This is a genomic window from Achromobacter sp. 1L-A-4-B-C2, from assembly GCF_057291955.1.
In genome coordinates this window covers 180403-205554 of the sequence record NZ_JBXAWP010000006.1, presented here as the reverse complement: position 1 = coordinate 205554, position 25152 = coordinate 180403, and the positions used below count along the sequence as shown (strand labels likewise).

Here is a 25152-nt window from a genome sequence, read left to right as displayed (position 1 = left end):
CGATGCGGATGCTGCAATCCTGGGATGTCTCTACCGTGCTGGCGGCGGCGCTGATGCTGGTGGCCGCCGCGCTGCTGGTGCTGGGCGTCAGCATGGCGCGCCGGCTGCGCGGGCAGGGCCGTAGCCGTCAGGTGATCGATCAGGCGCTGGCCACGCGCCAGGGCGGTGCGGCCGCAGCCGCGGCGGCCGCGACGGCTGACACAAGCCGGGGCCGTTTTTCGTCGGCGGCGCGGGTGGCCGATGCGTTCGGCAAGCGCCTGAGCGAAGGGCGCCTGGCCGACACGTTGCTGGCCGCCGAAGACCGCAAGATGGTCGACATGGCGGGCTATGCCAATACCGGCACGGCGCGCTCGCGCTTTGTCGCGGCGCGCTTCGGATTGGCCATTGCGCTGCCCATCGTGGCGGTGGTGATCGACCTGCGCAAGCATCTGACCGATTCCTCGATGGGCGTCTTCATCGCCGCGTTCTTCGGCTTTGCCATCGGCTACATGCTGCCCAAATGGGTGGTCAGCCGCCGCCTGGCGCGCCGCAAGCGCATGGCCGGCGATGAGCTGCCGCTGCTGATCGACCTGCTGCGCTTGCTGCAAGGGGTGGGCTTGTCCATCGACCAGAGCATGCAGGTGCTGATCAAAGAGTTCGCGCAGGTCTTGCCGGTGCTGTCGTACGAATTGCGCCTGGCCTCTGAACTGTATGTGCGTGGGCGCACGCGCGAGCAATCGCTGGCGCGGCTGGCCACGGGGTTTGATAACGACGACCTGTCGGCCATTTGCCGGCTGATCGCGCAGGTGGATCAGCATGGCGGCGCCGTGCAAGAACCGTTGAACCGGTTTGGCGAACGCCTGCGCGACAAGCGCCGGCTGGAACTGAAAGAGAAAGTGGGCAAGACCACCGTGAAGATGACGGGGGTCATGATCGTGACGCTGTTGCCCGCCCTGTTGATCGTGACGGGCGGCGCGGGGTTTATCGCAGTATTGCGTGGCATGTCACGCATGGGGGGCATGTAATGGCGGGCGTGATCAAGAAGGGTGGGGGCAATAACGGCGGGGGCGCCTTGCGGTGGACCCTGGTGGCGGCGGCCGTGGCGGCCGGCGCGGGCTTGACCGGATGCAAGACCAATAGCGCGGAATCGGCGTGGCAGCTGATCCAGCAGCAACAGCAGGAGCAGGCGCTGGCGCGCCAGAAGGAAGATGACGCGGACGCCAAGCGGCGTCCGAAAGAGCCCGAGATGATGCTGTCGCTGATTGCCGAGGCGCAGCGCCAAGAGCGTTATTTCGCGTCGCTGGCGTATATCGACGCGTATCAGCAGAAGTTCGGCAACGATGCGCGCGTGGCGGTGCTGCGCGCCGAGGCCTTGCGCCAGACCGGCCAGACGGCCATGAGCGAGCAAGCCTATCGCGCCTTGCTATCCACCGATCAGGCGGCCGATGGCTGGCATGGCCTGGGCTTGATTGCCGGGGCGCGGGGGCAGTTCGATCAGGCCGCCGACGACTTTGCGCGCGCCGCCAAGCTGTCACCCATGGACGCACGCATTCTGGGCGACCTGGGTTATGCGCGGCTGCGTGCCGGCGACCCGGCGGGCGCACGTGTGCCCTTGGGGCAGGCGGCCGAGCTTGCGCCCGACAACGCCAAGGTGCTTGCCAATCTGGCGGTGCTGTTGCTGGTGGAAGGCGAGCCGGTGCGCGCGCAACGGCTGATGGACCAGGCCAAGCTTGGTGACGAGGCGCGCGGACAGGTGCTGCGCATGGCCTCGGATATCCGCGTGCAGCGGCCCCCGATGCCGGCATCCATGTCCACGTCCACGTCCACGTCCACATCCGCATCGGTCGCCGTGCCCGTGGCGGCCGATGCGTCGACGACTCGCGTGTCCAGCGGCGGCGGCATTGTCCTGCCGGTGATGAGTCCGTTGATGGATGGCCTGGGCAATGGGCCCATCGTGCGCTAACCCGAATCAGGAACGATATCCATGTCCACGACCCGCTATTTCGCATCCCGCGCTTTGCCCTCGGCAGTGGCTTGCGCACCGGCACTTGCCTCGCCTGCTGCATCGCTTTTCGCATTGCCTTTCGCATTGCCTTCCGCGTTGAGCATCACGCTGATGGCAGCGCTGGCCGTGCTGGCCCCCATGTCGTCTTTGGCGCAGTCGAACGCGCCCTTGACCGGTGGCATGTCGGGCGGCGCAGCCGCCAGTGCACCCGCGCAGCCATTGCCGCAAGCGCAGCTGCCCGCTCGCCCCGTGGTGCAACAGGTGCAAAGCCCCATGCCGCAGCCGGGCACGGCGGCAACGACCCAGGCGACATCCACGACCCCAGGCGCCCAAAGCGCCCAGGCAGCGCAGGCGGCCGCGCCCGAAGAAGCGTTTGGCGACGTCACCCGTGGGCTGCTCGCCGCGCAGGCCGATGGCCGCCGCGCGGGCAATGCCTTGCCCGTGCTGGGGCCCGTCTCCACGGCCGCGTGGAACCGCTATCTGGAGAGCTTCTCGCATCCCATCCCGGAATATTTCCAGAAGCGGGTCGAAACCAAAAACACCAACTGACCCGCGCCCACCCCGTTGCCAGCTGATGGCAACTTCAGGATTGCCCGATCATGCCTGCCCCAGTCCAACCCTTTTGTCGTGTGTCCCTGTCGCGCCAGCGCGGCAGCATGGCCGTCGCCGTGGTATTCGCGGTGTTGGTCGGCTTGGCGATGTTGGGCGTGGCGCAGTTGGGCTACGGCTACTACATGAAGCGCGAGATCCAGAAGGCAGCGGACCTGGCCGCCTTGACGGCCGTGCAGGTGCTGGGCATGGGCTCGGCCGCCGACTGCACCCGCGCCACGTCGGCCGGCAAGGCCTCGGCGCTGGCAAACGTGCCCAACATTTTCGACACCTTCACCGCGGCCGACATCACGGTGCAATGCAAGCTGTGGGATTCCACCCGAGCCGACGCCTCGGGCATGCACGTATTCGATCCGGCCAGCGGCCAGGCGCTGAATGCGGTGCGCCTGACCATCCGCAAGGAATTGGCCAGTTTGTTCGGCACCTTGGGCTTGAGCACCACCGTCTCGGTGAATGCGGTGGCGACCAATACTCAACCCGTTGCGGCCTTCATGGTCGGTTCGCGCCTGTTGCGCTTGCAACGCGGCGGCCTGCTGTCGCAGCTGTTGTCGACGGTAGGCGCCACCCCCACGCAGCTGGACGTGCTGGACGCGGCCGGGTTGGCCAGCGTCAACATCACGCCGTCGGGCTTGCTCAAGGCGCTGGGCCTGCCGCTGTCGGTCGCCACGGGCGTGGGCACGCCGGCTGAACTGGCCGCCGTCAACAATCTGACGCTGGGCCAATTGCTGCAAGCCACCCTTACCGTCGTCAACCAAAGCGGTACCGCGGGCGCCGACGTGGGCCTGGTCAGCAACGCCATCAACACGGTGCTGGCGGTGATGCCGCTGAACCTGCCGGTCAAGCTGTTCGGCAATGGCGGCGTGTTGAACCTGGCGGTGGTGGGCGGGGACGCGACCGGCGCGCTGTCGGCTAACGTCAACGCGCTGAACGTGCTGGAAACCGCGCTGGTGGTGGCCAACGGACAAAACCTGATCAACCTGGGGCTGAGTGTGCCGCTGCTTGGCGTGGATGCGCGCGTGCGCGTAGTCGAACCGCCCACGCTGGCTGTTGGCGGTATCGGCACGCAGGCCACCAGCGCGGGCATCCGCGTCTACCTGCGCGTCAGCACCAGCAATATTCCGCTGGTGGGGCCGTTGCTGGCGAACACGTTGGGTACCAAGGTCGATCTGCCCATCATCATCGATGTGGCGCAGTCCACCGGCACGCTGACCAACCTGTGCCAGGCGCCGCTGACCCAGCATCAGGCCACCATTGCCGTGACCTCGTCGTTGGCGAATATCTGCCTGGGGCGCTTTCCCGGCATGACGTCCAGCACCGACCAGACCGCCGCCAACTTCGTGTCACTGACCAACAGCTGCCAGCCCGGCGCGTTTGCGGCCATCCAACGCCATCAGGTGTTGAACGTGCTGGGCATTCTGCCGTTGACTGCCAAGGTGACCTTGCCCGTGTTCAATTCCACCGCGCCGGTGTCGGTAACGTTGACGGAACCGCCCGGCACGCCCTCCACACAAACGGTCAACGCCACGTCCGTGAACCTGGGTGCGCTGGCCTCGAACCTGTCCGACGCCGTCGTCGGCGGCATTTTGGGCGATCTGTACAGCACGGGAACCCCCCTGTCCGCCGCGGACCGCACGGCGCTGGCCACCAGCCTGGTGGGCGGGGGCGGCAGCAGCGCGGGCAAGTCGATCACGCAGGTCTACAACGACATGCAGTGGTCCACGACCGCGCTCAACCAGCTAAGCACCAGGCTGACCACGGGCGGCCTGACGGGCGTGCTGGGCGGCACGCTGCAACTGGTCGGCAACATCCTGACGTCCCTGCTGGTGGCGCCCCTGAATGACGTGGTGTGCGCGCTGGGGCTTACCCCCAGCGCCATCCGCACTTGCCGGATCAATTCGGTGGCCGCGCAGGCGCTCAGTGGAAGCTCGCAGGTGGGCGGGGTGCTGTCCATCGTGGTGAACCTCTTGCAGCCGGTGCTGGCACCCCTGTCCGCCGCGCTGCAACAGTTGCTGGACCTGCTGGGTATCAGCGTGGGCCAGACCGATGTGTCGCTGCTGTCCGTGGATTGCGGGCAGCCCCGCCTGGTGTACTGATGAAGATGACTTTGATCACCGTTCAATCCTTGCCGCCATGGTTGCTGCCATGACTCAGAAATTCGCCCGTGACGAGTTCGATCTGTACGTCTGGGAAGGCACGTCCGACATCGCCAGCCGCGCCGAGCGCTGCCTGGCCGGCATGGACGTGACGCTGGTGCGCGCGGACGTGGGCACCGCATTCCCGCCGCCGCGCGACCCAGGCCGCCCGGCCGTCGCCCTGGTGTCGGTGTCGGTCATGGGGGACAACCGGTTCAGCGGCTACGACTGGTTGTCGGCGCAGGCCATGCCGGTGATCTGGGTGTCCGCCGAAACGCGTGGCCGCGATCCTCGCTACTACCCGCCCGAATATTCCTACACCTTGCCGCTGTCGTTCACCACGGCTGACCTGCGCAAGCTGCTGTATGAATTGCTGGGCACGCTGGAGCAGTTCAGCCGGTCCGCGCCCAAGCGCGAGCAACCCCTGATTGCGGTGTCCGAACCCATGCGCGCGCTGCTCGCCGAAGCCGAGATGTTTGCCGATTGCCGCAGCAATGCGCTGATCCACGGCGAAACCGGCGTCGGCAAAGAGCGCATCGCGCGCCTGCTGCACGACCGCGCGGCCTGGTCCGACGGCCCCTTCGTGGCGGTCAACTGCGGGGCCATCCCGGAAGGCCTGTTCGAGGCGCATTTCTTCGGACATGCCAAGGGCGCGTTCACCGGCGCCGTGGGCGCGCACAAGGGCTATTTCGAACAGGCCAATGGCGGCACGCTGTTCCTGGATGAAATTGGCGACCTGCCGCTATACCAACAGGTGAAACTGCTGCGCGTGCTGGAGCAAAGCGCGGTGACCCGGCTGGGTTCCACCGTGGAAATTCCGGTGGATTTCCGCCTGGTCGCGGCAACCAACAAAGACCTGCGCGTGCTGGTGGGGCAGGACGAATTCCGGGCCGACCTCTATTACCGGCTGGCGGTGATCGAACTGCGCATTCCGAATCTTGAGCAGCGGGGCGGCGATGAAAAGATCGCCATATTCCGCGCGTTGCTGGCTCGCCTGGGCTGCGACGGCGAGCCCCCGGAATGGCTGCTGGACCGCGTGGCGCGCACGCGCTACGCCGGCAACGTGCGCGAACTGTCCAACGTGGCCGAGCGCGTGGCCATCATGCGCCGGCAATTCGGCGCCTGGGACGAATCGCGCATCGCGCGCATCTTCGATCAGATCGGGGAACCCCTGCGCGCCGCCAGCACGCTGTGCGAGCCACCGGTATTCACCGACGCCGAGCGGGCCGAACGCGCCCGCATCCTGGCGGCGCTGGACGTTAACGGCTGGCGCCGGCAAGACACCGCAAACACGTTGGGTATCAGCCGCAAAGTGCTGTGGGAAAAGATGCGCAAGCTGCATCTGGGCGGCGGGCAGGGCGAAACGGCGGAGGGCGTCGTGGAGGCCTCCTGATCCTGCAATTGGGGAAGCCCCCTAGGGGGCGACAGATCGTTCGCGGCCTATGTAAGCAGATCAACCGTGAGCGAAATAAATTGCTATAGTTCCGCAACGATTTTTTTGGGGAAGGCATGAACGTCCAATTTATCCGTGCCGCCACACGCATGGCGCTGTTAGGCACGGCGTTGTCCGGCCTGGCGGCGTGCGCCAGCGCTCAATCCGAAGCGCCACGGCCCACGGTTAAGCAGGTCGAAGATACCAAGGCGGCTGACGCCCCGGTAACCCCGCCCGTGACCCCGCCCGCAGCGCCCGCCCGGCCTGCGTCCACGGTGGCCGAACTGCAAGGCCTGATCCAGGCGCGCCAGGTGTCCGAGCTGCGCACGGCCTACAACGGCACGTACGGCGCCAGCCTGTTGTTCAAACCCGACGACCTGACCTATTACGTGGCGCTGTTTCAACAGAAGGATTTTTGGCGCGTGCTGAAGACGGTGTCTGAAAAGCAGGCCGAATCCACCTACCGCGCGTTCGCCGCGCAATCGGCGGACCTGGCTGAAGTGGACATCAAGCGCATCAAGCTGCAAGCCGAATATGCGCATGCCGAAAAGCTGCTGGCCAGCCGTAGCGAGCAACTGAGCACGCTGCAAGCCGACCGTACGCTGCGCATGCAGCAGGAACAGCAAGTGGCCGCGCGCCAGGAACAGTCGCGCCAGGAAGCCACGGCGCTGGCCGACCAGCAAAAGGACGTACGCCAGCAACTGCGTGATTTGCAGCGCCAGATCGATGCGCTTCAGGCCCAGCAAGCCCAGATCGACGGCGGCCCGGGCGCCAAGCGCGGCAAGTAATCGCGCGCTATTGCCAAGACGGGCCTGCGGGCCCGTTTTTCTTGGCCGGGCGGTAATGACCCCGCGCATTTCAGGGGATAGTGGGGTGGCTGGCCGGATACTTGTATTCTTGCCGCAGACCCCCATATGGCAACCATGGCTCTTAAAGTTTTTGACCTCCAGTGCGAACACAGCCACGTATTCGAAGGCTGGTTCGGCTCGCACGAAGACTACGACGCGCAACAGGCGCGTGGCCTGGTTACGTGCCCCGTTTGCGGGTCGGCCAGCATCACCAAGCGTTTGTCGGCGCCGCGCCTGAACGTGTCGCATCTGCACGCGCCGGCCAGTCCGCCCGCCGTGCCCGCGGGCGCCTCGGACGCCGAGAAAATGGCCGCGGTGCAGGCCATCGTGATGAAACAGGTGCGCGCGTTGCTGCGCAACACTGAAAACGTCGGCCCGCGCTTTGCCGAAGAAGCGCGCCGCATCCACGAGGGCGACGCCGACGAGCGCCCGATACGCGGCACGGCCACGCCCGAAGAACGCGCCGCGCTGGTCGAAGACGGCATCGAAGTCATGGCCGTGCCGGATTTTCTGGACGACGAGCGCCTGCAATAACGCTTGCGGTGGTCAACAAAAAAGCCAGGCCCGCGAATTGCGGGCCTGGCTTTTTCGTACCTGCTGCCGGATCAGATTACTGAACGCGGCTGCGGTATTCGTTCGTGCGGGTGTCGATTTCGATCTTGTCGCCGATGGCGCAGAACAGCGGCACGTTCAGTTCGTAGCCGGTGTTGATCTTGGCCGGCTTGGTGACCTTGCCCGAGGTATCGCCACGCACGGCGGGTTCGGTGTAGGTGATTTCGCGAACGATCGTGGTGGGCAGTTCAACCGAGATGGCGCGGCCGTCGTAGAAGACCACTTCCACGGGCATCGCTTCTTCCAGGTAGTTCAGGGCGTCGCCCATGCTTTCCGCTTCGATTTCGTACTGGTTGTACTCTTCGTCCATGAAGACGTACATCGGGTCGCCGAAGTAGGAGTACGTGCACTCCTTGCGATCCAGTTGCACCACTTCAAACTTTTCGTCGGCCTTGTAGACCGATTCGCTGGCCGAGGCGGTCAGCAGGTTCTTGAACTTCAGCTTCACAACAGCAGCGTTACGGCCAGACTTGTTGTATTCGGCTTTTTGGACCACGAGGGGATCCTTGCCGACCATGACCACGTTGCCGACTCGCAATTCCTGAGCGGTTTTCATCGATAAAACTCCGGGGGGTAGGTGCACTCGCCGTGCTTGCAAAAAGCCGCATGGCTTGCGGCTTCGTGCACACCCCGGGAGGCGTCATAGTTGAGGCCCGACAAATCCAGGGCGACTCAGAAAACTCTCTATTCTAACGTTTCTTAGCCAAGTCTGCGCAAAAGTCGGCCAGATTTTCGGCCAGATCCGGCTGCGCGGCCTGGCTTGCGTCCCAGGTTCGGGCGGCGTCCTGCCATGCCGCCCACGCGTCCGGTGCCAGCGCCGCCGTCATGGCGGCCCGAGTTTGCCCAGTCTCTGGCTGGTTCCAGGCTCGGATCAAGGCTTGCGCGGTATCCGGGGCCGGATAGCGGGCCAGCCAGGCTTCCAGCTTTTCCAGATGCACATTCTGGTCCTGGGGATAGATTTGCCACACCAGGGGGCGCGCGGCCCAGGCGGCACGGATGAACGAGTCTTCGCCGCGCACGAAATTCATGTCCGACAGCCACAGCACGCGGTCAAAGTCGGGTTGGGCCACGAAGGGCAGGCGCGCCAGCAAGGGGGCGCCGGGCGCTTGGCAGGCGGCCTCAAGGCCGGGGGCAACGCCCTCGGGCGCCAGCAGCACGCATGGCCGGGAGTCGGCCGCCAGGGCGCGGACCAGATCGCCCGCGGGCGCCGTGGGATAACAGAACAGCGATACCGTACGCGCGCCGTCCTGGCGGTGCGCGAGCACGGCGTCCGACACGCCCAGCGACCGTAAAAACCCGTTTTGCTGGTCGATAGACGATTGCAGCGCGTCACGTTCGGCGCTTAAACCCGGTTCGCGCAACAGGCCGCCCGTGGCTGCGGTGAACCCGGGGAAGAAAAAGTGTTTGACCAGCCCGTCCGGCCGCTGCGAGGGCAGGCCGTGGCAGCTTTCCACCCAGGCTTCGGCGCTTAGATATTCCAGGTTGATCCAGGCGGGATGCACCCGTTGCATGCTATGCAGAAACGCCTCGGGCGGGTCGCAGGCAAAGGCTTCGATGACCACATCCCGAGCGGTCAGGGCAGGGTCCGGCGTGTCGGACCAGTGGACGATGTCCACGCCGGCCAGCGCTTGGCGCGGGGCGTCGGGCGCGATGCCCGGCTGAATGCGGGCAAAGCTGGCCAGGTCGTCCACCCACAGGCGCACGTCCCAGCCGGGGCCGCCAGCCAGCCGGCGCGCCAGCCGCCAGCAGACGCCGATGTCGCCATAGTTATCGACGACTCGGCAAAAGATGTCTGCTTGCATGGCGGCCTGGTGAAACTAGTGGAACTTTGCCGGCGCGGCTTCGGCGTCCTCGGGCAGTTCGGCGTGCACCAGTTCGCCCAAGGGGTTGGGGAAGTAGGGCGCGCCGCAGTCTTCGCAGTATTCCGCCGGCAGCACGCCGGGGATGCGGCGCAGTTCCGTCACGCCGTATTCCTTGAGCAAGGCGGCGATTTCGTCGACCACGTCGGGTTGGCCTTCGTCGGACGGCAGCTCTTCCTCTCGGCCATACAAAGGCCACACGCAGCCGTAGTAGACGTCGTTGCTGCTGCGCGCCGTGAAGCTGATGCGGTATTCGTCGATGCGGTTTTCGCCACAGCCGGCCACGACCGCGCGCAATTGCGAGGCTTCCAGGTTGACCGCGCCTTCCAGCCAACTGACGGCCGCGCGCAAGGACAAGGGGCGCACGCGGCGGTCGGCCTCGCGGTTGCTGACGTAGTAGGCGTCGGGCAGCAGGGCTTCGAAGCCGCAGCCGGGCATCAGGGCGGCCAGCGTGGGTTGCGCCTGGGCGGCCCATTGTTGCTGGCACGCATCGCGCGTGGCATCGGCGTCGCCCAGGCTTTCCTGCCAACGGAAGATCGGTGCGTTTTCAGGCACCGCCACCGCGCCGATGATGTAGCGCGTGTCGGCCAGCATGTTGGCGGTTTCGATCTCGGTGTTCAGCGCGGGCTTGGTGGTTTCCGCGCCCAGGGCTTGCGAGCCCAGGCGTTGCAGCCACTGCCAGGTTTCGCCGAACGTGCGCGGCATCTGGTCCACGCTGACCAGCACCGGCATCAGCGCGGTGCGCGCCTGGCTGGACAGCACGTGGCCGTGCAACTGCGCCAGCAGCGCCTGCTGGGCGCTGGCGGAAACGGGGCCGGTGGGGATGGCGTAGCGCGTCCAGGCGACGATTGGTGCAACGATCAGCAATACGTCGTACACCACGCCGTTTTTCTCGATCTTCATCGACTCGGACAGCGTTTCGGCCTGTTCGATCAAGACTTCGTAGGCGCCGATGTCGCTTTGCGCCAGGTGGTCCAGGGCCGCTTCCAGCGGGGCGTCCTGCCCAGCCTTGAGCAGCTTGGGAATCGCTTCGCCAAGCTGGTTCTCCCAAAACACGTCTTCAACGCGGCTGCCCGAGCGGTTAAGCGATTGGGCCAGCGCCACCAAACGGGTGGCGTCGCGGGTCATGCGGGGAGCGGATTGGCTGCGGGTTCGGGCCATAACTTCGAGGGACGTCCAGTAAGTGTGTAACGACGTAGTTTACCGCTCGCGGCCCATCGCGGCGTTGTCGCATTGGTTTCCGACTTCAGAGCCCCGCACAGCGCTGCCTGCGGGCGCATTGCCGGCATTGATGCCGTATCGGCAACAGAGCATCCCCCTGACGGGGGTTTATTGCTGATTGGGAATATTCGACAATTCCTCATCGAATTTGTCTACAGGAGGCTGCGCCATGCGTTGGCCTACGCTTTTTATTTCCCACGGCTCGCCAATGCTGGCCGTTGAACCCGGGCGCACCGGCCCCGTGCTGACGGCATGGAGCCAGGCGCAAGGCCGCAAGCCGCGCGGCATCCTGGTCGTGTCGCCGCACTGGATGGGCGAAGGGCTGGCGCTGTCCACGCGCGACCGGCAAGTGGCGTGGCACGACTTCGGCGGTTTTCCGCCCGAGCTGTATGCGCTGCAATACGCGGCCCCCGGCTCGCCCGAACTGGCCGACCGTGTCCAGGCGGTGCTGGCCGAATCGGGTATCGCCGCCGATCGCGACCCGCGCCGCCCGCTGGACCATGGCGCGTGGGTGCCGCTGCGCTACCTGCACCCCGACGTTGATGTGCCGGTGGTGCAGCTGTCGCTGGACATGGGGCGCGACGCGGCCGGCCAACTGGCTTTGGGCCGCGCGCTGGCGCCGCTGCGTGATGAAGGCATTCTGATCATCGGGTCGGGTTCGCTGACGCACAATCTGCGCGACGTTCGTATGCCGCAAAGCGCGCCGCCCGTGTCGTACGTGCCCGGATTTCAGGCGTGGTACGCGCGTAATCTGGCCGAACACAACGTGCCGGCGCTGCTGGACTGGCAGGCGCAGGCGCCCGGCGCATTGCAGGCGCATCCGCACGACGATCATTTGATGCCGTTGTACGTAGCGCTGGGAGCGGGCGGCGACGATGCCCGCGCCACCCGCCTGAACGACGAAATTTCGTATGGGGCGTTGGCGATGGACGCGTATCAGTTCGACGATTGATGCCGCACGGCAGGGCAGAGGCGCGGATCTATCGCCCCGGCCCAGACCATAAAAAAGCCCCGGAACCGTCAAGGTTCCGGGGCTTTTGCATCGCGCCCCGACTGGGGGGCGCGTCGCGCGTCAGGCAGCCAGCAACTGGCGCAGCACGAAAGGCAGGATGCCGCCGTGCTGGTAGTAATCGACTTCAATCGGCGTGTCGATGCGCAGCAGCACCGTCACGTCCTGCTTCGAACCGTCCTTGCGGGTGATCGTCAGCGTCACGTCCTGCATCGGCTTGATGCCGTTTTCCAGGCCCGAGATGTCGTACGTTTCTTCGCCGGTGATGCCCAGCGACTGCACGCTGTCCGTGCCCTTGAATTGCAGCGGCAGCACGCCCATGCCCACCAGGTTGCTGCGGTGGATACGTTCAAAGCTGCGCGTGATCACGGCCTTGACGCCCAGCAGCTGCGTGCCCTTGGCCGCCCAGTCGCGTGACGAGCCGGTGCCGTATTCCTCGCCGCCGAACACAACGGTGGGGGTGCCCTGGGCCACGTACTTCATGGCCGCGTCGTAGATGGACATCTGTTCGCCCGTGGGCTGGAACAGGGTCTCGCCGCCTTCGAAGCGGCTGCCATCGGGCAACGACGGAATCATCAGGTTCTTGATGCGCACGTTGGCAAAGGTGCCGCGCATCATGATTTCGTGGTTGCCGCGACGCGAGCCATAGCTGTTGAAATCGGCCTTCATCACGCCGTTTTCCTTCAGCCACTTGCCGGCTGGCGACGTTTCCTTGATGGAGCCGGCGGGCGAGATGTGGTCGGTGGTCACGGAATCACCGAACACGCCCAACGCGCGCGCGCCCTTGACGGTGGGCATCGGGGCCGGCGTCATGTCGAAGCCTTCGAAGAAGGGCGGTTCGGCGATGTAGGTGGAGTCGGGCCAGTTGTAGGTATCGCCGGCCACGCCCTTGATGTTCTCCCACAGCTTGCCCGGGTTGCTCTTGACCTGGCCGTAGTTGGCCTCGAACACCTTCGGGTCCAACGCGTGCTTCAACAGCGCCTCGACTTCCTCGGACGTGGGCCAGATGTCGCCCAGCCAGACGTCGCCGTTCTTGCCACGGCCCACCGGTTCGGTCATCAGATCGCGCGTGACGGTGCCGGCCAGCGCGTACGCCACGACCAGCGGGGGCGAGGCCAGGAAGTTGGCCTTGATGTTCGGGTGGATGCGCGCTTCAAAGTTGCGGTTGCCCGACAGCACCGCCGAGCACACCAGGTCGTTGCCGATGATGGCTTCGTTCAGGTCGGGCGTCAGGTCGCCCGCGTTGCCGATGCAGGTGGTGCAGCCGTAGGCGGCCACGTCAAAGCCCAGCTTTTCCAGGTAGGGCAACAGGCCCGTCTTGGTCAGGTAGTCGGTGACCACGCGGGATCCGGGGGCCAGCGACGTCTTGATGTGCTTGGGCACCTTCAGGCCGGCTTCCACGGCCTTCTTGGCCAGCAGGCCGGCGGCCAGCAGCACGTTCGGGTTCGACGTGTTGGTGCACGACGTGATGGCGGCAATCAGGATGTCGCCGTTCTTGATCTTGGTGCCGGCGCTGGTGGTGAACGTCTGGTTCAGCTTTTCGGCCGGCTGGTTGAAGCCGTTTTCGGCAACCGGCTTGGAGAACAGATCAATGAAGGTGTTCTTGACGTTGCCGATTTCGATGCGGTCTTGCGGGCGCTTCGGGCCGGCCAGCGACGGCGCGACGGTGGACAGGTCCAGCGTCAAGAGCTTGGTGAAGTTGATGTCCTGGGCGGCGGGGATGCCGAACATCTTCTGCGCCTTGAAGTAGGCCTCGAAGGCGGCGATTTCGTCTTCGGTGCGGCCCGTGCCACGGAAATAATCGATGGTGCGTTCGTCGACCGGGAAAAAGCCCATGGTCGCGCCGTATTCCGGGGCCATGTTGCCGATGGTGGCGCGTTCGGCCACGGTCAGGCTGGCGGTGCCTTCGCCGCAGAATTCAACGAATTTGCCCACCACTTTTTCACGGCGCAGCATTTCGGTGATGGTCAGCACCAGGTCGGTGGCGGTCACGCCGCCGCGCAATTGGCCCTTGAGTTCAACGCCGACCACGTCGGGCGTCAGGAAGTACACGGGCTGGCCCAGCATGCCGGCTTCGGCTTCGATGCCGCCCACGCCCCAGCCCACCACGCCAATGCCGTTGATCATCGTGGTGTGGCTATCCGTGCCCACCAGCGAATCGGGGTAATAGACATTGTTTTTCTTGTCCTGGTGCACGCCGCGCGCCAGGTATTCCAGGTTGACCTGGTGAACGATGCCAAAGCCCGGGGGCACGACGCCGAACGTGTCGAACGCCTGCATGCCCCACTTCATGAACTGGTAGCGCTCTTGGTTGCGCTTGAATTCCAGCTTCATGTTCAGGTCCAGCGCGTCCTTGGTGCCGAAGTAGTCGATCATGACCGAGTGGTCGACCACCAGGTCGACCGGTACCAGCGGTTCGATGCTCTTGGGGCTCTTGCCCATCTTGTCGGCCACGGAGCGCATGGCGGCGATATCGGCCAGCAGCGGCACGCCGGTGAAGTCCTGCAACACCACGCGGGCAACCACGAACGGGATTTCATCTTCACGGCGGGCGTTGGCCTGCCAGTTGGCAAGCTGTTTGACGTGTTCTTCGGTGACCTTCTTGCCGTCACAGTTGCGCAGCACGGATTCCAAAACGATGCGGATCGATACCGGGAGCCGCTGCACATCGATGCCAAGCGACTTGCCCAGCGCCGGCAGCGAATAGTACTGACAGGATTTATTGCCGATCTTGAAGTTCTTGAGGGTGTCTAGAGTGTTGTGCGGCATGATGGACTCCGTGGTTTTGCCCGGCTTTTTTTACCCAAGCGCAGGCGGCATTTTCTGGCGTTTTTGCGCGTTTGTCATTGTAGGGGACACAAGCCCGCGCCCGACCGTATGTCTTATATCTTATATAAGACTTGGGCGGCACGTCAAAGTTCCGACCCGTCCGCACAAGACATATGGCTTTGCAAAACCCCTACTTTGGCGGACATGGCCCAAGCCCGCAAGACCCCATGGTTGTAGCAGGGCTTTCCTACAGCGGGGTTGCGCTGACATCGTGCTGACTGTGCAGGGCGTCGCCGTGCCGTCGCCATCGGCGCTCCCGGCCCGGACGCGCCCTGCCATCAGGCCAGAAAGCCGCGCAGCAAAGGCTCCAGTTCGCGCTTCAAGAAGTCCACCAACGCCCGCTGCGCGGTCGACGGGTAGGGCGTGGGCGACGTCAGGATGTACAGCTTGTCGCCCGGGCCTTGCGTCCGGTAGGCCGGCAACACCTCGCGCAGCCGGTTTGCTTCCAGGTCGGGTTGGACGATGTAGGCGGGCAGCAGGGCGACGCCCGCGCCATCGCGCGCGGCCTGGGCCAAAAAAGGGAAATATTCGGATTGCAGCCGTGGCGCCAGCTGGATCTCGTGCGTCTGGCCCCGGCGGCTCGTCAAGCGCAGCGTCGCTCGCGGCTTGGTTCCGGGCGGGCACAGGAAGTCCAGCCGGCTCAGGTCACGCGGGTGGGATGGCGCGCCCACGCGCTGCAAATACCCGGGCGCGGCGCACAGGTGCCATTTCACGTCGCCCAATTCGCGCGCGACATAGTCTTGCGGCGGCTGCGAGATCACCCGCAGCGCCACATCTATCTCGGACGAAATCAGGTCGCCGACACGGTTCGAGAACAGCACACGCAGGGTCAGACCGGGATGCTCCAGCGCGAAACGCACCAGCAGCGGGCGCAGGGCGTCCAGCTCGCCAAGCCCGGTCGGCAGCGACAGGCGGACATGGCCGGTGGGTTCAGCGCCCAGCTTCTGAAGCGCATGCCGCGCTGCTTCGACCTCGCGGGCCATCCGCGCGCCATGCTCGTACAGCACCGTGCCTTGCTGTGTCAGTTCCAGCCGGCGCGTGGTGCGCCGGATCAGTTGCGCGCCAAACGTGCGTTCCAGCTTTTGCAGATTGCGGCTGACATGGGAACGCGTCACGCCCTGGCGCAGGGCGGCTTCGCTCAGCGTGCCCGCTTCGACGATGGTCACAAACAGCTGGATCAGGTTCAGGTCTAGCGCGGGCAGGGCGGACATGGGGGGAGGGGGGCTATTGTTGCCTTGGAGGAAACAGAGTTTACCCAGACTGAAGGATTGTCGCGGTATCTGCGCGTTGATAATCTGGTCGCCATCGCGTATTGCAGTCACAACAAGGAGACAAACCATGGCCCAAAGCATGTATCGCAGCGACCTCTTCCAGGGGCGGCGCATCCTTATCACGGGCGGCGGCACGGGCTTGGGGCTGGCCATGGCCGAACGGCTGGCCGCCCTGGGCGCGACAGTGCATGTGTGCGGGCGCCGCCAGTCCGTGGTGGAAGAAGCCGCAGCCGGGCTGCAAGCCCGGTGCGGCGCGCAAGCCTACGCGCACGCTGTCGATATCCGCGACGCCGACGCGGTCGACGCCATGGTGCAAGGCATATGGGACACGCACGGCGGCCTGGACGGACTGATCAACAACGCGGCGGGCAACTTCATCAGCCCGACCGAAAAGCTCTCGGCGCGGGGATTCAACGCCATCGCCGACACGGTTTTTCACGGCACCTTCTACATGACGCAAGCCGTGGGCAAGCGCTGGATCGCTTCGGGCATGCCGGGCGCGGTGCTGTCGATTGTGGTGACCTGGGTATGGACGGGGTCGCCGTTTGTCGTGCCGTCGGCCATGTCCAAAGCCGGCATCGACGCCATGACCAAATCCCTGGCGGTGGAATGGGGCCGCCACGGCATCCGCTTGAATGCGATTGCGCCGGGCGTGATCCCGACCGAGGGCGCGACCGCGCGGCTGCGTCCCAACGGCGACGGTCAGGATGCGCTGACTCAGCAGAACCCCATGCGGCGCCTGGGCACGGGGCATGACATTGGCGAGCTCGCGGCCTTTCTGCTCGCTCCGGACAACGACTGGGTCAATGGGCAGACCATTGCGCTGGACGGAGGCGACTACCTGGCCAATGGCGCGTATTTCAAGCCGTACTTCGATTGGTCCGACGAGGACTGGGCCGCAGCCCGCGCCGCCATCGAAGCCCGCACCGCGCAGGACAAGGCCCAACGCGCCGGGAAGCCGGCATGAGCGGCCACATCATCGCCGGCAATGTCAGTCTGACGCGTGATGTGCTGGTCGGCCGAGGCGAGCAGGTGGCGGCCGGCCTCGCCGCGATGGGCGTGCGCGAAGGCGATGTCATCGCGGTGCTGCTGCGCAACGGCATGGCGTATCTGGAAATCATCCAGGCCTGCAAACGCCTGGGCTGTTATTACTGCCCCATCAATTGGCATTACACCGCCGACGAGGTCGCCTTCCTGGTAAGCGACAGCGGCGCCAGACTGCTGGTCGCGGACGACGACCTGTTGCGACAGGCGCAAGCCGCGCTGCCCGCCGGCCTGCCCGTGTTGCGTGTGAGCGGGCCAACAGCGGGGGCGGGTGGGTCCGTCGCGGAAACCAGCGTCGACTTCGCCGACTACGACGCCTGGCGTGATGCGCAGCCGCGTTACGACGGCCCCTTGGTGGCGCCGCGTGGGCACATGGCCTACACGTCGGGTACCACAGGCCGGCCCAAGGGCGTAGTGCGCCAGCCATTTCCGATGGACCGTCTTGCCGACCATCTGGCTGCCGTCGAATCCGTGGTGGAACAGGCGTATGGCTTGCGTCCGGGCTGCCGCGCGTTATTGCCCGCGCCCATCTATCACAGCGCGCCCAGCGTGTTCGCGCAGGTGGCCTTGCGGGTGTGCGACACGCTGGTGCTGATGCCGCGGTTCGATCCGGTCGACGTGCTGCGCCTGATCCAGCAGCATCGCATCGACACCGTGTATCTCGTGCCGATCATGTACGTGCGCCTGCTGAAGCTGGACGCGCAGACGCGGGGTTCTTTTGACTTGTCGTCGTTGCGCTTCGTGGCCTCGACCGGGGCGCCGTGTGCGCCGGATCTGAAGCGCGCCATGATCGACTGGCTTGGTCCCGTTGTGCATGAAACCTACGCGTCCAGCGAAGCCGGCATGGTGACCGTGATCGACTCGCACGAAGCGATGGCGCGGCCCGGCAGCGCAGGACGCCCCATCGGCGCGGCGCAGGTACGCATCTATGCCGACGATGGCAGCCAGTGCGCTCCGGGGCAAATTGGCCATATCCATGTCCGCCAGCCCGCCTATGCCGACTTCACGTACCGCAACCACCCCGAGGCGCGACAGGCGATTGAACGCGATGGGCTGATCGGCCTGGGTGACCTGGGCTATGTGGACGCGGACGGCTATCTGTTCGTCTGCGACCGCGAGTCGGACATGGTGATATCGGGCGGGGTGAACATCTACCCCGCCGAAATTGAACACCACCTGACGCAATATCCCGGCGTGGCCGACTGCGCCGTGTTCGGCGTGCCGGACGCGGAATTTGGCGAGCGCCTGCTGGGCTTGATCCAGCCCGCGCCAAATGCCGATGTCGACGTGCAGGACGTGATGCGTTGGTTGGAGAGCCGCATCGCCCGCTACAAAGTGCCGCGCGAGCTGCTGTTGCGCCCCGCGCTGCCGCGCGACGACAACGGCAAGATCGCCAAGCGCCGCCTGCGCGCCGAGTTCTGGGAAGGCCACGCACGTCGGGTCTAGGCGCGGGCACATCGATTTACCCCCGCGTGCGTACGTGCGCGGGGCTCGTACCAAGATAAGAGTCGCCAAAGACTCGGGAGACAAGCATGTTGAAGATCAACCGTTGGGTGGGTCGCGTCGCGGCCGCAGTGCTGCTGTGCAGCGGTGCCGTGTCGATGTCCGCGCCGGTGTGGGCCGAGACGTTTCCGGACAGGCCGCTTAAGCTGGTGGTGCCGTACACGCCGGGCGGCGCGGCCGACCAGTTGTCTCGCACGTTGGCCGAACGCCTGTCACGCGAGTTGGCGCAACCGGTCGTTGTTGAAAACAAGCCGGGCGCAAACACCATGATTGCCGCTACTCAGGTAGCCCGCGCGCAGGCGGACGGCTACACCTTGCTGTTGGCCAGCAATGCCAGCATGGTGCTGAACCCGGCGCTTTATCGCAAAATTTCCTACAACGCCGAGCGCGATTTTCGCGTGTTGTCGGTAGTGGCCGAACTGCCGCTGGTGGTGGTCGCCAATAACCAGGTGCCGGCCACCACGCTGGCTCAGTTCGTGGGCTACTCCCAGGCGCATCCCGGCAAGCTGAACTATGCGTCCGTCGGCATCGGCAACCCGCTGCAACTGGCCACCGAACTGCTGAAGTCGCGCACGGGCATGGACGTGGCGCACATTCCCTACAACGGCAGTGCGCCCGCTTTGAGCTCGCTGATGGCCAACGACACGCAACTGATGGTGGACGTAATCAGCACGTCTTTGCCGCTGGTGAAAGAGGGAAAAATCAAGGCTTTGGCGGTGACGACGGCCGAGCGCCTGCCCGTGCTGCCGGACGTGCCGACGGTTGCCGAAAGCGGCTTCCCGGGTTTTCGCGCGGCGACCTGGTTCGGCGTGGCGGTGCCGGCGGGCACGCCGCCGCAAGAGACGACCGTGTTGCAGCAGGCCGTCAATAACGTGCTGCGGCAAGCGGAATTTCGTGAACGATTCCAGACCCTGGGCTTGGTAATCCAGGCGCCGCGCGATCAAGCCGAGACCGACGGCTATGTGCGCGATGACCGCCAGCGTTGGGGCGAAGTCATCCGGGCCAACAACATCAAGCTGGATTGATACGGCCCAGCTCAACCCCCAAGGGCGGCGCGGCCGGCCGCGCGGTGGGTTCGCGCTGCCAAGGGGCCGCGCGGCTTACGCCAGCATGGCCGGCAGTTCAGCCGCTGCGATTTCCAGAAAACGGCGCAAGGCCAGGGGCTCGCCACGGCGGGCTGGCATGATTGCGTAGATGCGCGAGGGCGCGGCCTGCCAGCCGGGCAGGATGGCGATCAGTTCGCCCCTGGCCAGCATGTTGGCGCACAGATAGTGCGGCAGCAGCCCCACGCCCAGGCCCGCGCGCACCATGGATCGCAGCGTGGCCATGTTGCTGCTCAGGCATTTCGGCTGGAATTCCAGTGATTCTGTTTCGCCCGCCGGGCCGGTAAAGCGCCAGATCTGGCGACTGTCCTGCGTGGCGTGCGCCAGCAGCGGCAGCGCGGCCAGATCGCGTGGATGACGCGGGCGCGCCTGCGCCAGTGCCGGGGCGCCCACCAGGGTCAGCGGTACCAGCGCCAGCTCGCGACCGATCAGCCGGGAATCCGTCAGCGGGGCGCCCATTGCGCGAAACGCCAGGTCGTAGCCTTCGCCCACCAGGTCGATGATTTCGTCGCGCGTGTCCAGCAACACGCGCACGCCGGGATGCGCGATGCAAAAACGGGCCACCATTTCGCCCAGCAACGTTACCGCCAGCGGCGACGGCGCGGTGATACGCAACAAGCCGCTGGGTGTGTCGCCCATGGAGGCCGCCAGCTCAAACGCGGTGCGGGCCTCGCGCGCCACGGCTTGGGCGTGCACGTAGATCTGCTCGCCCATCGGGGTCAACGACACCCGCCGGGTATTGCGCTGAAGCAGGCGCACGCCCAGCCGCGCTTCCAGTTCGGCCACGCGCCGGCTCAGCTTGGAACGTTGCATATTCAACACACGCGCCGCTGCCGAAAATCCGCCTTTGGCGACGACTTCGCTAAAGAGCAGCAGGTCGTCCAGGTGATGAATGTGGGGGTACATAGAGGGGCAAGGCGCAAAAGAGGAGGCGGGCGCGGATTGTCCTGTACCGCATGACAAATATTCCTGAAATTGGCCTCTACTGTCCGCCAGGTGGAACGCATAAGCTCTGCGTCAGTCGGCGCCACCCCCTTTCACATTGGCGCGACCCACTCCAGGCAGCGCCTTTTTGACCATTCATCTTAGTAACGTCGCGGCGAGCCAGCCCGAACCGGCCGGCGATTGCTGCATCACGCGCACGTTTCGCCACACCGACTTTTCCCGTGGCTCATCCCCCGTCATCAGGGTCGACCATTTCGACATGACGGCCTCGGCCGCGCCGGCCCCGTGGCCGCCCGAGCCGCGCCCCGGCTGCTACGTCGCCACCTTGCTGCTGGAAGATACGCGGGGCAGCCTGCTCAGCCCCGGTGCCGACGGCGATGACCGGGACGTGCAGGCGGGCGACCTGCATTGGGCGCGGGCGGACGCCGGCGCTACCCGGGTGCGCCAGCCGGCCAATGGCGCGCGGCCCAGTGGTTGGCGGCTGAACGGCTTGCGTATTGTCGTGGGTCCGCTGGACGCGGCGGATGCGGGCAGCCCCGCGCCCGCGTTGATCCGGGGCTGGGAGATGCCGGTGATTCAGACTGACGCCGGCCGTATTCGCGTGGTGGCGGGCAGCCATGGGGGCTGGCAATCGGCGCTGGTGACGGCGGCATCGATGTTGGTCCTGGATGGGTGGCTGCGCCCGGGGGCGACGCAGCTGGTGCCGTTGCCGCCCGGCTGGAACGCCTGGCTTTACGTCGTGTCTGGTGAGCTGGGCGTGCGCGCGCGGCACCGCCGCACCGGCGCGCCGGCGTTGCCCAAGCAGATGGGCGGGGATCCCGACTTCGCCGTGTTGGACACGGGCTGCGCGCTGACGGCGTCCGCGTCCACGTGCGCATCCGCGTCGGCGGGGAATGAGGAAGGCGTGTTGGTATTGATGGCGGGCAGGGCGCCGGTGCACTTCGTGCTGGTGGGCGGGCCAGCAGGCGGGCCGGTGTCCACGCGGGGTGTGCCCGCTGGCACAACTGCGGCGCCTGTCACAGCGAAGGCCAAAGCCACGGCCACAGCCAGAGCCGGAGCCGCTGCCGAAGTCACAACCACATCCGCGGCCGCTGCCGCAGCCCCAGCCCCAGCCCCAGCCCCAGCCACAGCCAAAGCCAAAGCCAAAGCCACAGCCAAAGCCACGACCACGGCTGCTGTCGCAGGCCCAGCCGCTCCCACGACCACCGCCGGCACCATGCCGACCACCCCACGTCGCCGCGCCGGCTCCGAGTCCGTCCCTCCATGACCCTGATTCCATCAGGGCTGTTTGTTGCGTGACGGCAACGTCGCGTAAAAGCGAAAACGGGGACGAGTGAGAATGATTATCGATTTGATAATATTTGCGCCTTAAGACCTCAAGACCCCTGGGTGAACGGGCTCGGTCAGGGCCTGGTGCCAGGCTTTCGCGGTAGTGCCAGCTGATACGCCGTTTTCCGTGCGTCATTCCATCGGGATTGTGTGTTTCTCCGCGCGGCAACGCGCACTTACCGTCCCCTGACCCCGATATGAAAATTCGAACACTTGCCTGCGTGGCCGCAACGCTGCCGTGCATCAGCGCCGTCCACGCTCAAACCGCCACCCCCGTCCCTGCGCAAACCGGCACCGCCGGCGGCTCCGTTGTGTCGATGGAAGCGATCAAGGTCGAAGCCAGCGCCGACGCCTCGGCGGGCGGCTTGGCGGTGCCCTTTGCGGGCGGGCAGGTGGCCACGGGAGGCCGAGTAGGCATCCTGGGCACGCAAGACAACATGAGCACGCCGTTCAGCATTACCAGCTACACGAACGAGCTGATCCAGGACAAGCAGGCGCGCAGCGTGGGCGATGTCTTGCAGAACGATTCCGGCGTGCGCGTGGCGCGTGGCTTCGGCAATTTCCAAGAGTCCTACTTCATTCGCGGCTTCATCCTGAGTTCGGACGACGTGGCGTACAACGGCTTGTACAGCCTGCTGCCGCGCCAGTACATTGCCACCGAATTGTTCGAGCGCGTGGAAGTCCTGCGCGGTGCAACGGCGTTCCTGACGGGTGCAACGCCGGGCGGCGGCGGCATCGGCGGCGTGATCAACCTGGTGCCCAAGCGCGCGCCCAACGAACCGCTGACGCGTGTCACCACCGGCGTGGGCAGCGGCGGCCAGTTCCAGCTGTCGACCGACATCGCGCGCCGTTTTGGTCCCGACGACAGCACGGGCATCCGCCTGAACGCCGCGCAACGCAGCGGCGACACGGGGATCGACGACGAACATTCGCGTACCAGCCTGGTGTCCCTGGGTATCGACTGGCGGTCGGCGGATACGCGCTTGTCGGGCGATATCGGCTGGCAGGAAAACAAGCTGAAGCGGCCGCGTCCGAATGTGACGATGGGCTCGACGGTAACCACCGTTCCCGACGCCCCGGACGCCAGCTCGAACTATGCGCAGCCGTGGTCGTATTCCAATGAACGCGACGTGTTCGGCACGCTGCGCGCGGAGCATGATTTCAGCGACAAGCTGACGGGTTGGGCGGCATACGGCTTTCGCCGCAGCGATGAGGCGAATTCGCTGGGCAACGTGACGTTGACCAATGGCAGCACGGGCGCGGGCAACTTCTATCGCTTCGACAATACGCGCGAAGACAGCGTCAACACGGGTGAAGTGGGCCTGCGTGCCAAGCTGCGCACCGGCCCCGTCGGCCATGAAGTGGTGGTGTCGGCTTCCTTCTTCGATCTGAAGAAGAAGAACGCGTACATCATGGATTTCGGCAACACGTATCCGACGAACATCTACGATCCGATTTCGTACGACAAGCCGGCGTTCAGTGCCGGTGCTTTGCGGGGCAACGATATCGACAACCCCGCCTTGCAAGGACGCACGCGCATGAGCAGCTACGCCTTGGGCGACACGATGTCGTTCCTGGACGACAAGGTGCTGCTGACCTTGGGCATCCGCCATCAACGTATGTCGACTCGCAGCTATTCCTACGACAACGGGACCGGTAACGGGGGCAACGAAACGGGTGCATACGACAAGAGCCGAAATTCGCCGGCCGCTGGTGTTGTTTTTAAGGTGGCGCCAAGTGTCTCTCTGTATGCCAACTACATTGAAGCGCTAGTGCAGGGCGATACGGCTCCCGCGAACGCTAACGGCAAACCCGTACCCAACGTTGGTACAGTGCTGTCGCCCTATGTCTCCAAACAAAAGGAGATTGGCGCAAAGTACGAAGGCGACGGGCTGGGGGCGGGCCTTGCACTGTTTTCTACCGACAAGCCGCGGTCCGCATACAACGCCAACAACGAGCTGACGGCCTCCGGTAAAGACCGGCACCAAGGCGTAGAACTGACGGTCTATGGCGAGCCGATCCAGTCTGTTCGCGTTCTCGGCGGACTCACGTGGTTGGACGCCGAGCAGCGTTCTACCGGCAAGCCATCAATCGACGGCAACCGTGTGATCGGCGTGCCTCGCTTCCAGGCCAACATGGGCGTGGAATGGGATATCCCCGGCGTGCAAGGGCTGGCCGTCGATGGCCGTGTGGTCTACACCGGTTCGTCGTACGCTGACGACGCCAACACCCTGAAAGTCCCCGGCTGGACGCGCTTTGACGCCGGTCTGCGCTACATGACGGACGTCGACGGCCACGTCGTGACCCTGCGCGCCCGCGTTGAGAACATCGCCAATCGCAACTACTGGTCGTCGGTTGGCGGGTACCCCGGCAACGGCTACCTGGTCCTTGGCGGCCCGCGCACGTTCCTGCTGTCGGCCAGCATGGACTTCTGATCGCCGCAGGCTAAGTCACGCAAGCGAAAAAAATCCCGGCCCAGGCCGGGATTTTTTTGTTTTGGAAAGGGCGTCTCAATCGCCGATCACACTGCTTCCTGAATCGTCATATGCACTTGCAGGCCCGCGGATCGTCAAGTGCCGTACCCAAAAAGGTGACGAGTTCTGGGCCTTTCATGTGGCGGTTATACAAATTTTTGTATAGAGATCAAGGCAAGCGCGGCAGTTGCTATCGGCTCACCACAACCACCCCCCACGCGTCAGGTCGCTTTCGCAGCTTTTGTATTGCGACGTGAATTTTTCCGCGCGTGCCTGCACCTTTTGCGACACCGTTTTCAACCATGCCTTGCGGTCGTAGCTGCGGTTGCGGTAGCCGGTCCAGCCTTCGTGGTAGTTCAGGTACTGCCCGTAGGCGTCCCACTTCGAGATGCCGTTGAGGCGTTGCGACTTGCTCATGTACCAGCCCATGAAGTCGAGCGCGTCGGCAAAGTCGTCGCGGCTTGAGCCCCAGCCGCCGGCTTCGCGCTTGTAGTCGGCCCAGGTTTCGTCCTTGGCCTGGGCGTAGCCGTAGGCGGAGCTGACGCGGCCCCAGGGGATGATGCCCAGGAAGTAGTAGCGGGGCGGCACGGCGTCCTGCTTGAAGGAGGATTCCTGGTACATCATCGCCATGGGCACCGGCACGGGCGCGCCCCATTTCTTCTGCACCTTCAGGGCGGCGTCGTGCCAGTCGGGCTTTTCTCGGAAGATCGCGCAAATGTTCTCGGGGTTCGATGGCGGCGCCGTGGCGCAGCCGGCAAGCGCCAGCAGTAGCAGCGGCGGCAGCAAAAGCCGGGTCATTGGCGGGCTTCCTCCTTGGGGTGGGGGCGCGGTTGAAGGCAGCGCCCGGGGTGTGACGACTGTTGATGGTGTCACAAGATACCGCGATTGTATGAAAACGTATCGCCGGAAAAGTTCCGTCCCTGAAATGGGTGGGCGGGCCTGGCTGGT

20 protein-coding genes are annotated in these 25152 nt (G+C 65.2%); 13 read left to right on the top strand and 7 right to left on the bottom strand.

Annotated features, from left to right (window positions below; all coding sequences use genetic code 11):
* Positions 1-2 precede the first annotated feature (2 nt).
* The 7 genes from AC0Z35_RS26045 to AC0Z35_RS26015 all read left to right on the top strand — a co-directional run bounded on the left by AC0Z35_RS26045 (position 3) and on the right by AC0Z35_RS26015 (position 7539).
* A complete protein-coding gene (locus tag AC0Z35_RS26045) occupies positions 3-1004 on the top strand; it encodes a type II secretion system F family protein (protein WP_046804082.1) in 1002 nt (333 codons plus the stop codon).
* A complete protein-coding gene (locus tag AC0Z35_RS26040) occupies positions 1004-1942 on the top strand; it encodes a tetratricopeptide repeat protein (protein WP_485133212.1) in 939 nt (312 codons plus the stop codon). Before AC0Z35_RS26045 ends, AC0Z35_RS26040 begins: the two co-directional genes overlap by 1 nt.
* Before the next feature lie 153 nt (positions 1943-2095).
* Positions 2096-2533: a DUF3613 domain-containing protein gene (locus tag AC0Z35_RS26035; protein WP_104144472.1), complete on the top strand. Its 438-nt coding sequence runs from the start codon at positions 2096-2098 to the stop codon at positions 2531-2533.
* A gap of 50 nt (positions 2534-2583) precedes the next feature.
* The gene (locus AC0Z35_RS26030; protein WP_223264872.1) at positions 2584-4686 is read left to right on the top strand and encodes a TadG family pilus assembly protein; all 2103 of its coding nucleotides are present in this window, start codon (positions 2584-2586) and stop codon (positions 4684-4686) included.
* A gap of 49 nt (positions 4687-4735) precedes the next feature.
* Entirely contained in the window at positions 4736-6118 is a 1383-nt protein-coding gene (locus AC0Z35_RS26025; protein ID WP_219990563.1) for a sigma 54-interacting transcriptional regulator, read from the top strand.
* A 116-nt stretch (positions 6119-6234) separates the two neighbouring features.
* The gene (locus tag AC0Z35_RS26020) at positions 6235-6945 is read left to right on the top strand and encodes a DUF2968 domain-containing protein (protein ID WP_120156357.1); all 711 of its coding nucleotides are present in this window, start codon (positions 6235-6237) and stop codon (positions 6943-6945) included.
* 135 nt (positions 6946-7080) lie between these two features.
* On the top strand, positions 7081-7539 hold the full coding sequence (locus tag AC0Z35_RS26015; RefSeq protein WP_120157552.1) for a DUF1178 family protein: 459 nt from the start codon (positions 7081-7083) through the stop codon (positions 7537-7539).
* 76 nt (positions 7540-7615) lie between these two features.
* Here the strand turns inward: AC0Z35_RS26015 and efp are convergent, their stop codons facing one another.
* The 3 genes from efp to AC0Z35_RS26000 form a co-directional block, all read right to left on the bottom strand.
* Positions 7616-8173 (bottom strand): elongation factor P, encoded by a 558-nt coding sequence (gene efp, locus AC0Z35_RS26010; protein ID WP_046804079.1) that lies wholly within the window; start codon positions 8171-8173, stop codon positions 7616-7618.
* Positions 8174-8306: 133 nt separating this feature from the next.
* Positions 8307-9419 carry an elongation factor P maturation arginine rhamnosyltransferase EarP gene (earP, locus tag AC0Z35_RS26005; protein ID WP_485133213.1) on the bottom strand — a complete coding sequence of 371 codons (1113 nt, stop codon included), beginning with the start codon at positions 9417-9419 and terminating at the stop codon, positions 8307-8309.
* 15 nt (positions 9420-9434) lie between these two features.
* Positions 9435-10637, bottom strand: coding sequence for a DUF2863 family protein (locus tag AC0Z35_RS26000; RefSeq protein ID WP_046804077.1), 1203 nt, complete (start codon positions 10635-10637; stop codon positions 9435-9437).
* A gap of 229 nt (positions 10638-10866) precedes the next feature.
* On the opposite strand from AC0Z35_RS26000, the gene AC0Z35_RS25995 reads away from it, so the two are divergent.
* Positions 10867-11649 carry a DODA-type extradiol aromatic ring-opening family dioxygenase gene (locus AC0Z35_RS25995; protein ID WP_485133214.1) on the top strand — a complete coding sequence of 261 codons (783 nt, stop codon included), beginning with the start codon at positions 10867-10869 and terminating at the stop codon, positions 11647-11649.
* A 120-nt stretch (positions 11650-11769) separates the two neighbouring features.
* Here the strand turns inward: AC0Z35_RS25995 and acnA are convergent, their stop codons facing one another.
* Positions 11770-14475, bottom strand: a complete 2706-nt coding sequence (gene acnA, locus AC0Z35_RS25990; protein WP_046804075.1) for an aconitate hydratase AcnA — start codon at positions 14473-14475, stop codon at positions 11770-11772.
* A gap of 338 nt (positions 14476-14813) precedes the next feature.
* Positions 14814-15746 (bottom strand): LysR family transcriptional regulator, encoded by a 933-nt coding sequence (locus AC0Z35_RS25985; RefSeq protein WP_319302546.1) that lies wholly within the window; start codon positions 15744-15746, stop codon positions 14814-14816.
* A gap of 139 nt (positions 15747-15885) precedes the next feature.
* Here AC0Z35_RS25985 and AC0Z35_RS25980 point away from each other — a divergent pair, with 139 nt between their 5' ends.
* From AC0Z35_RS25980 to AC0Z35_RS25970, 3 genes are all read left to right on the top strand, one after another.
* On the top strand, positions 15886-16773 hold the full coding sequence (locus AC0Z35_RS25980) for an SDR family oxidoreductase (RefSeq protein WP_485133294.1): 888 nt from the start codon (positions 15886-15888) through the stop codon (positions 16771-16773).
* Positions 16770-18296, top strand: a complete 1527-nt coding sequence (locus tag AC0Z35_RS25975) for an AMP-binding protein (RefSeq protein WP_485133215.1) — start codon at positions 16770-16772, stop codon at positions 18294-18296. Before AC0Z35_RS25980 ends, AC0Z35_RS25975 begins: the two co-directional genes overlap by 4 nt.
* 86 nt (positions 18297-18382) lie before the next feature.
* Positions 18383-19378, top strand: coding sequence for a Bug family tripartite tricarboxylate transporter substrate binding protein (locus AC0Z35_RS25970; protein ID WP_319302542.1), 996 nt, complete (start codon positions 18383-18385; stop codon positions 19376-19378).
* Positions 19379-19453: 75 nt separating this feature from the next.
* Here the strand turns inward: AC0Z35_RS25970 and AC0Z35_RS25965 are convergent, their stop codons facing one another.
* On the bottom strand, positions 19454-20362 hold the full coding sequence (locus AC0Z35_RS25965; RefSeq protein WP_485133216.1) for a LysR substrate-binding domain-containing protein: 909 nt from the start codon (positions 20360-20362) through the stop codon (positions 19454-19456).
* 166 nt (positions 20363-20528) lie between these two features.
* On the opposite strand from AC0Z35_RS25965, the gene AC0Z35_RS25960 reads away from it, so the two are divergent.
* Both AC0Z35_RS25960 and AC0Z35_RS25955 read left to right on the top strand, forming a co-directional pair.
* Positions 20529-21668: a pirin family protein gene (locus AC0Z35_RS25960; RefSeq protein ID WP_485133217.1), complete on the top strand. Its 1140-nt coding sequence runs from the start codon at positions 20529-20531 to the stop codon at positions 21666-21668.
* A 259-nt stretch (positions 21669-21927) separates the two neighbouring features.
* The gene (locus AC0Z35_RS25955; protein ID WP_046804070.1) at positions 21928-24165 is read left to right on the top strand and encodes a TonB-dependent receptor; all 2238 of its coding nucleotides are present in this window, start codon (positions 21928-21930) and stop codon (positions 24163-24165) included.
* A 237-nt stretch (positions 24166-24402) separates the two neighbouring features.
* On the opposite strand, the gene AC0Z35_RS25950 is transcribed toward AC0Z35_RS25955, so the two are convergent.
* Positions 24403-25002, bottom strand: coding sequence for a transglycosylase SLT domain-containing protein (locus AC0Z35_RS25950; protein ID WP_046804069.1), 600 nt, complete (start codon positions 25000-25002; stop codon positions 24403-24405).
* Positions 25003-25152: the final 150 nt, after the last annotated feature.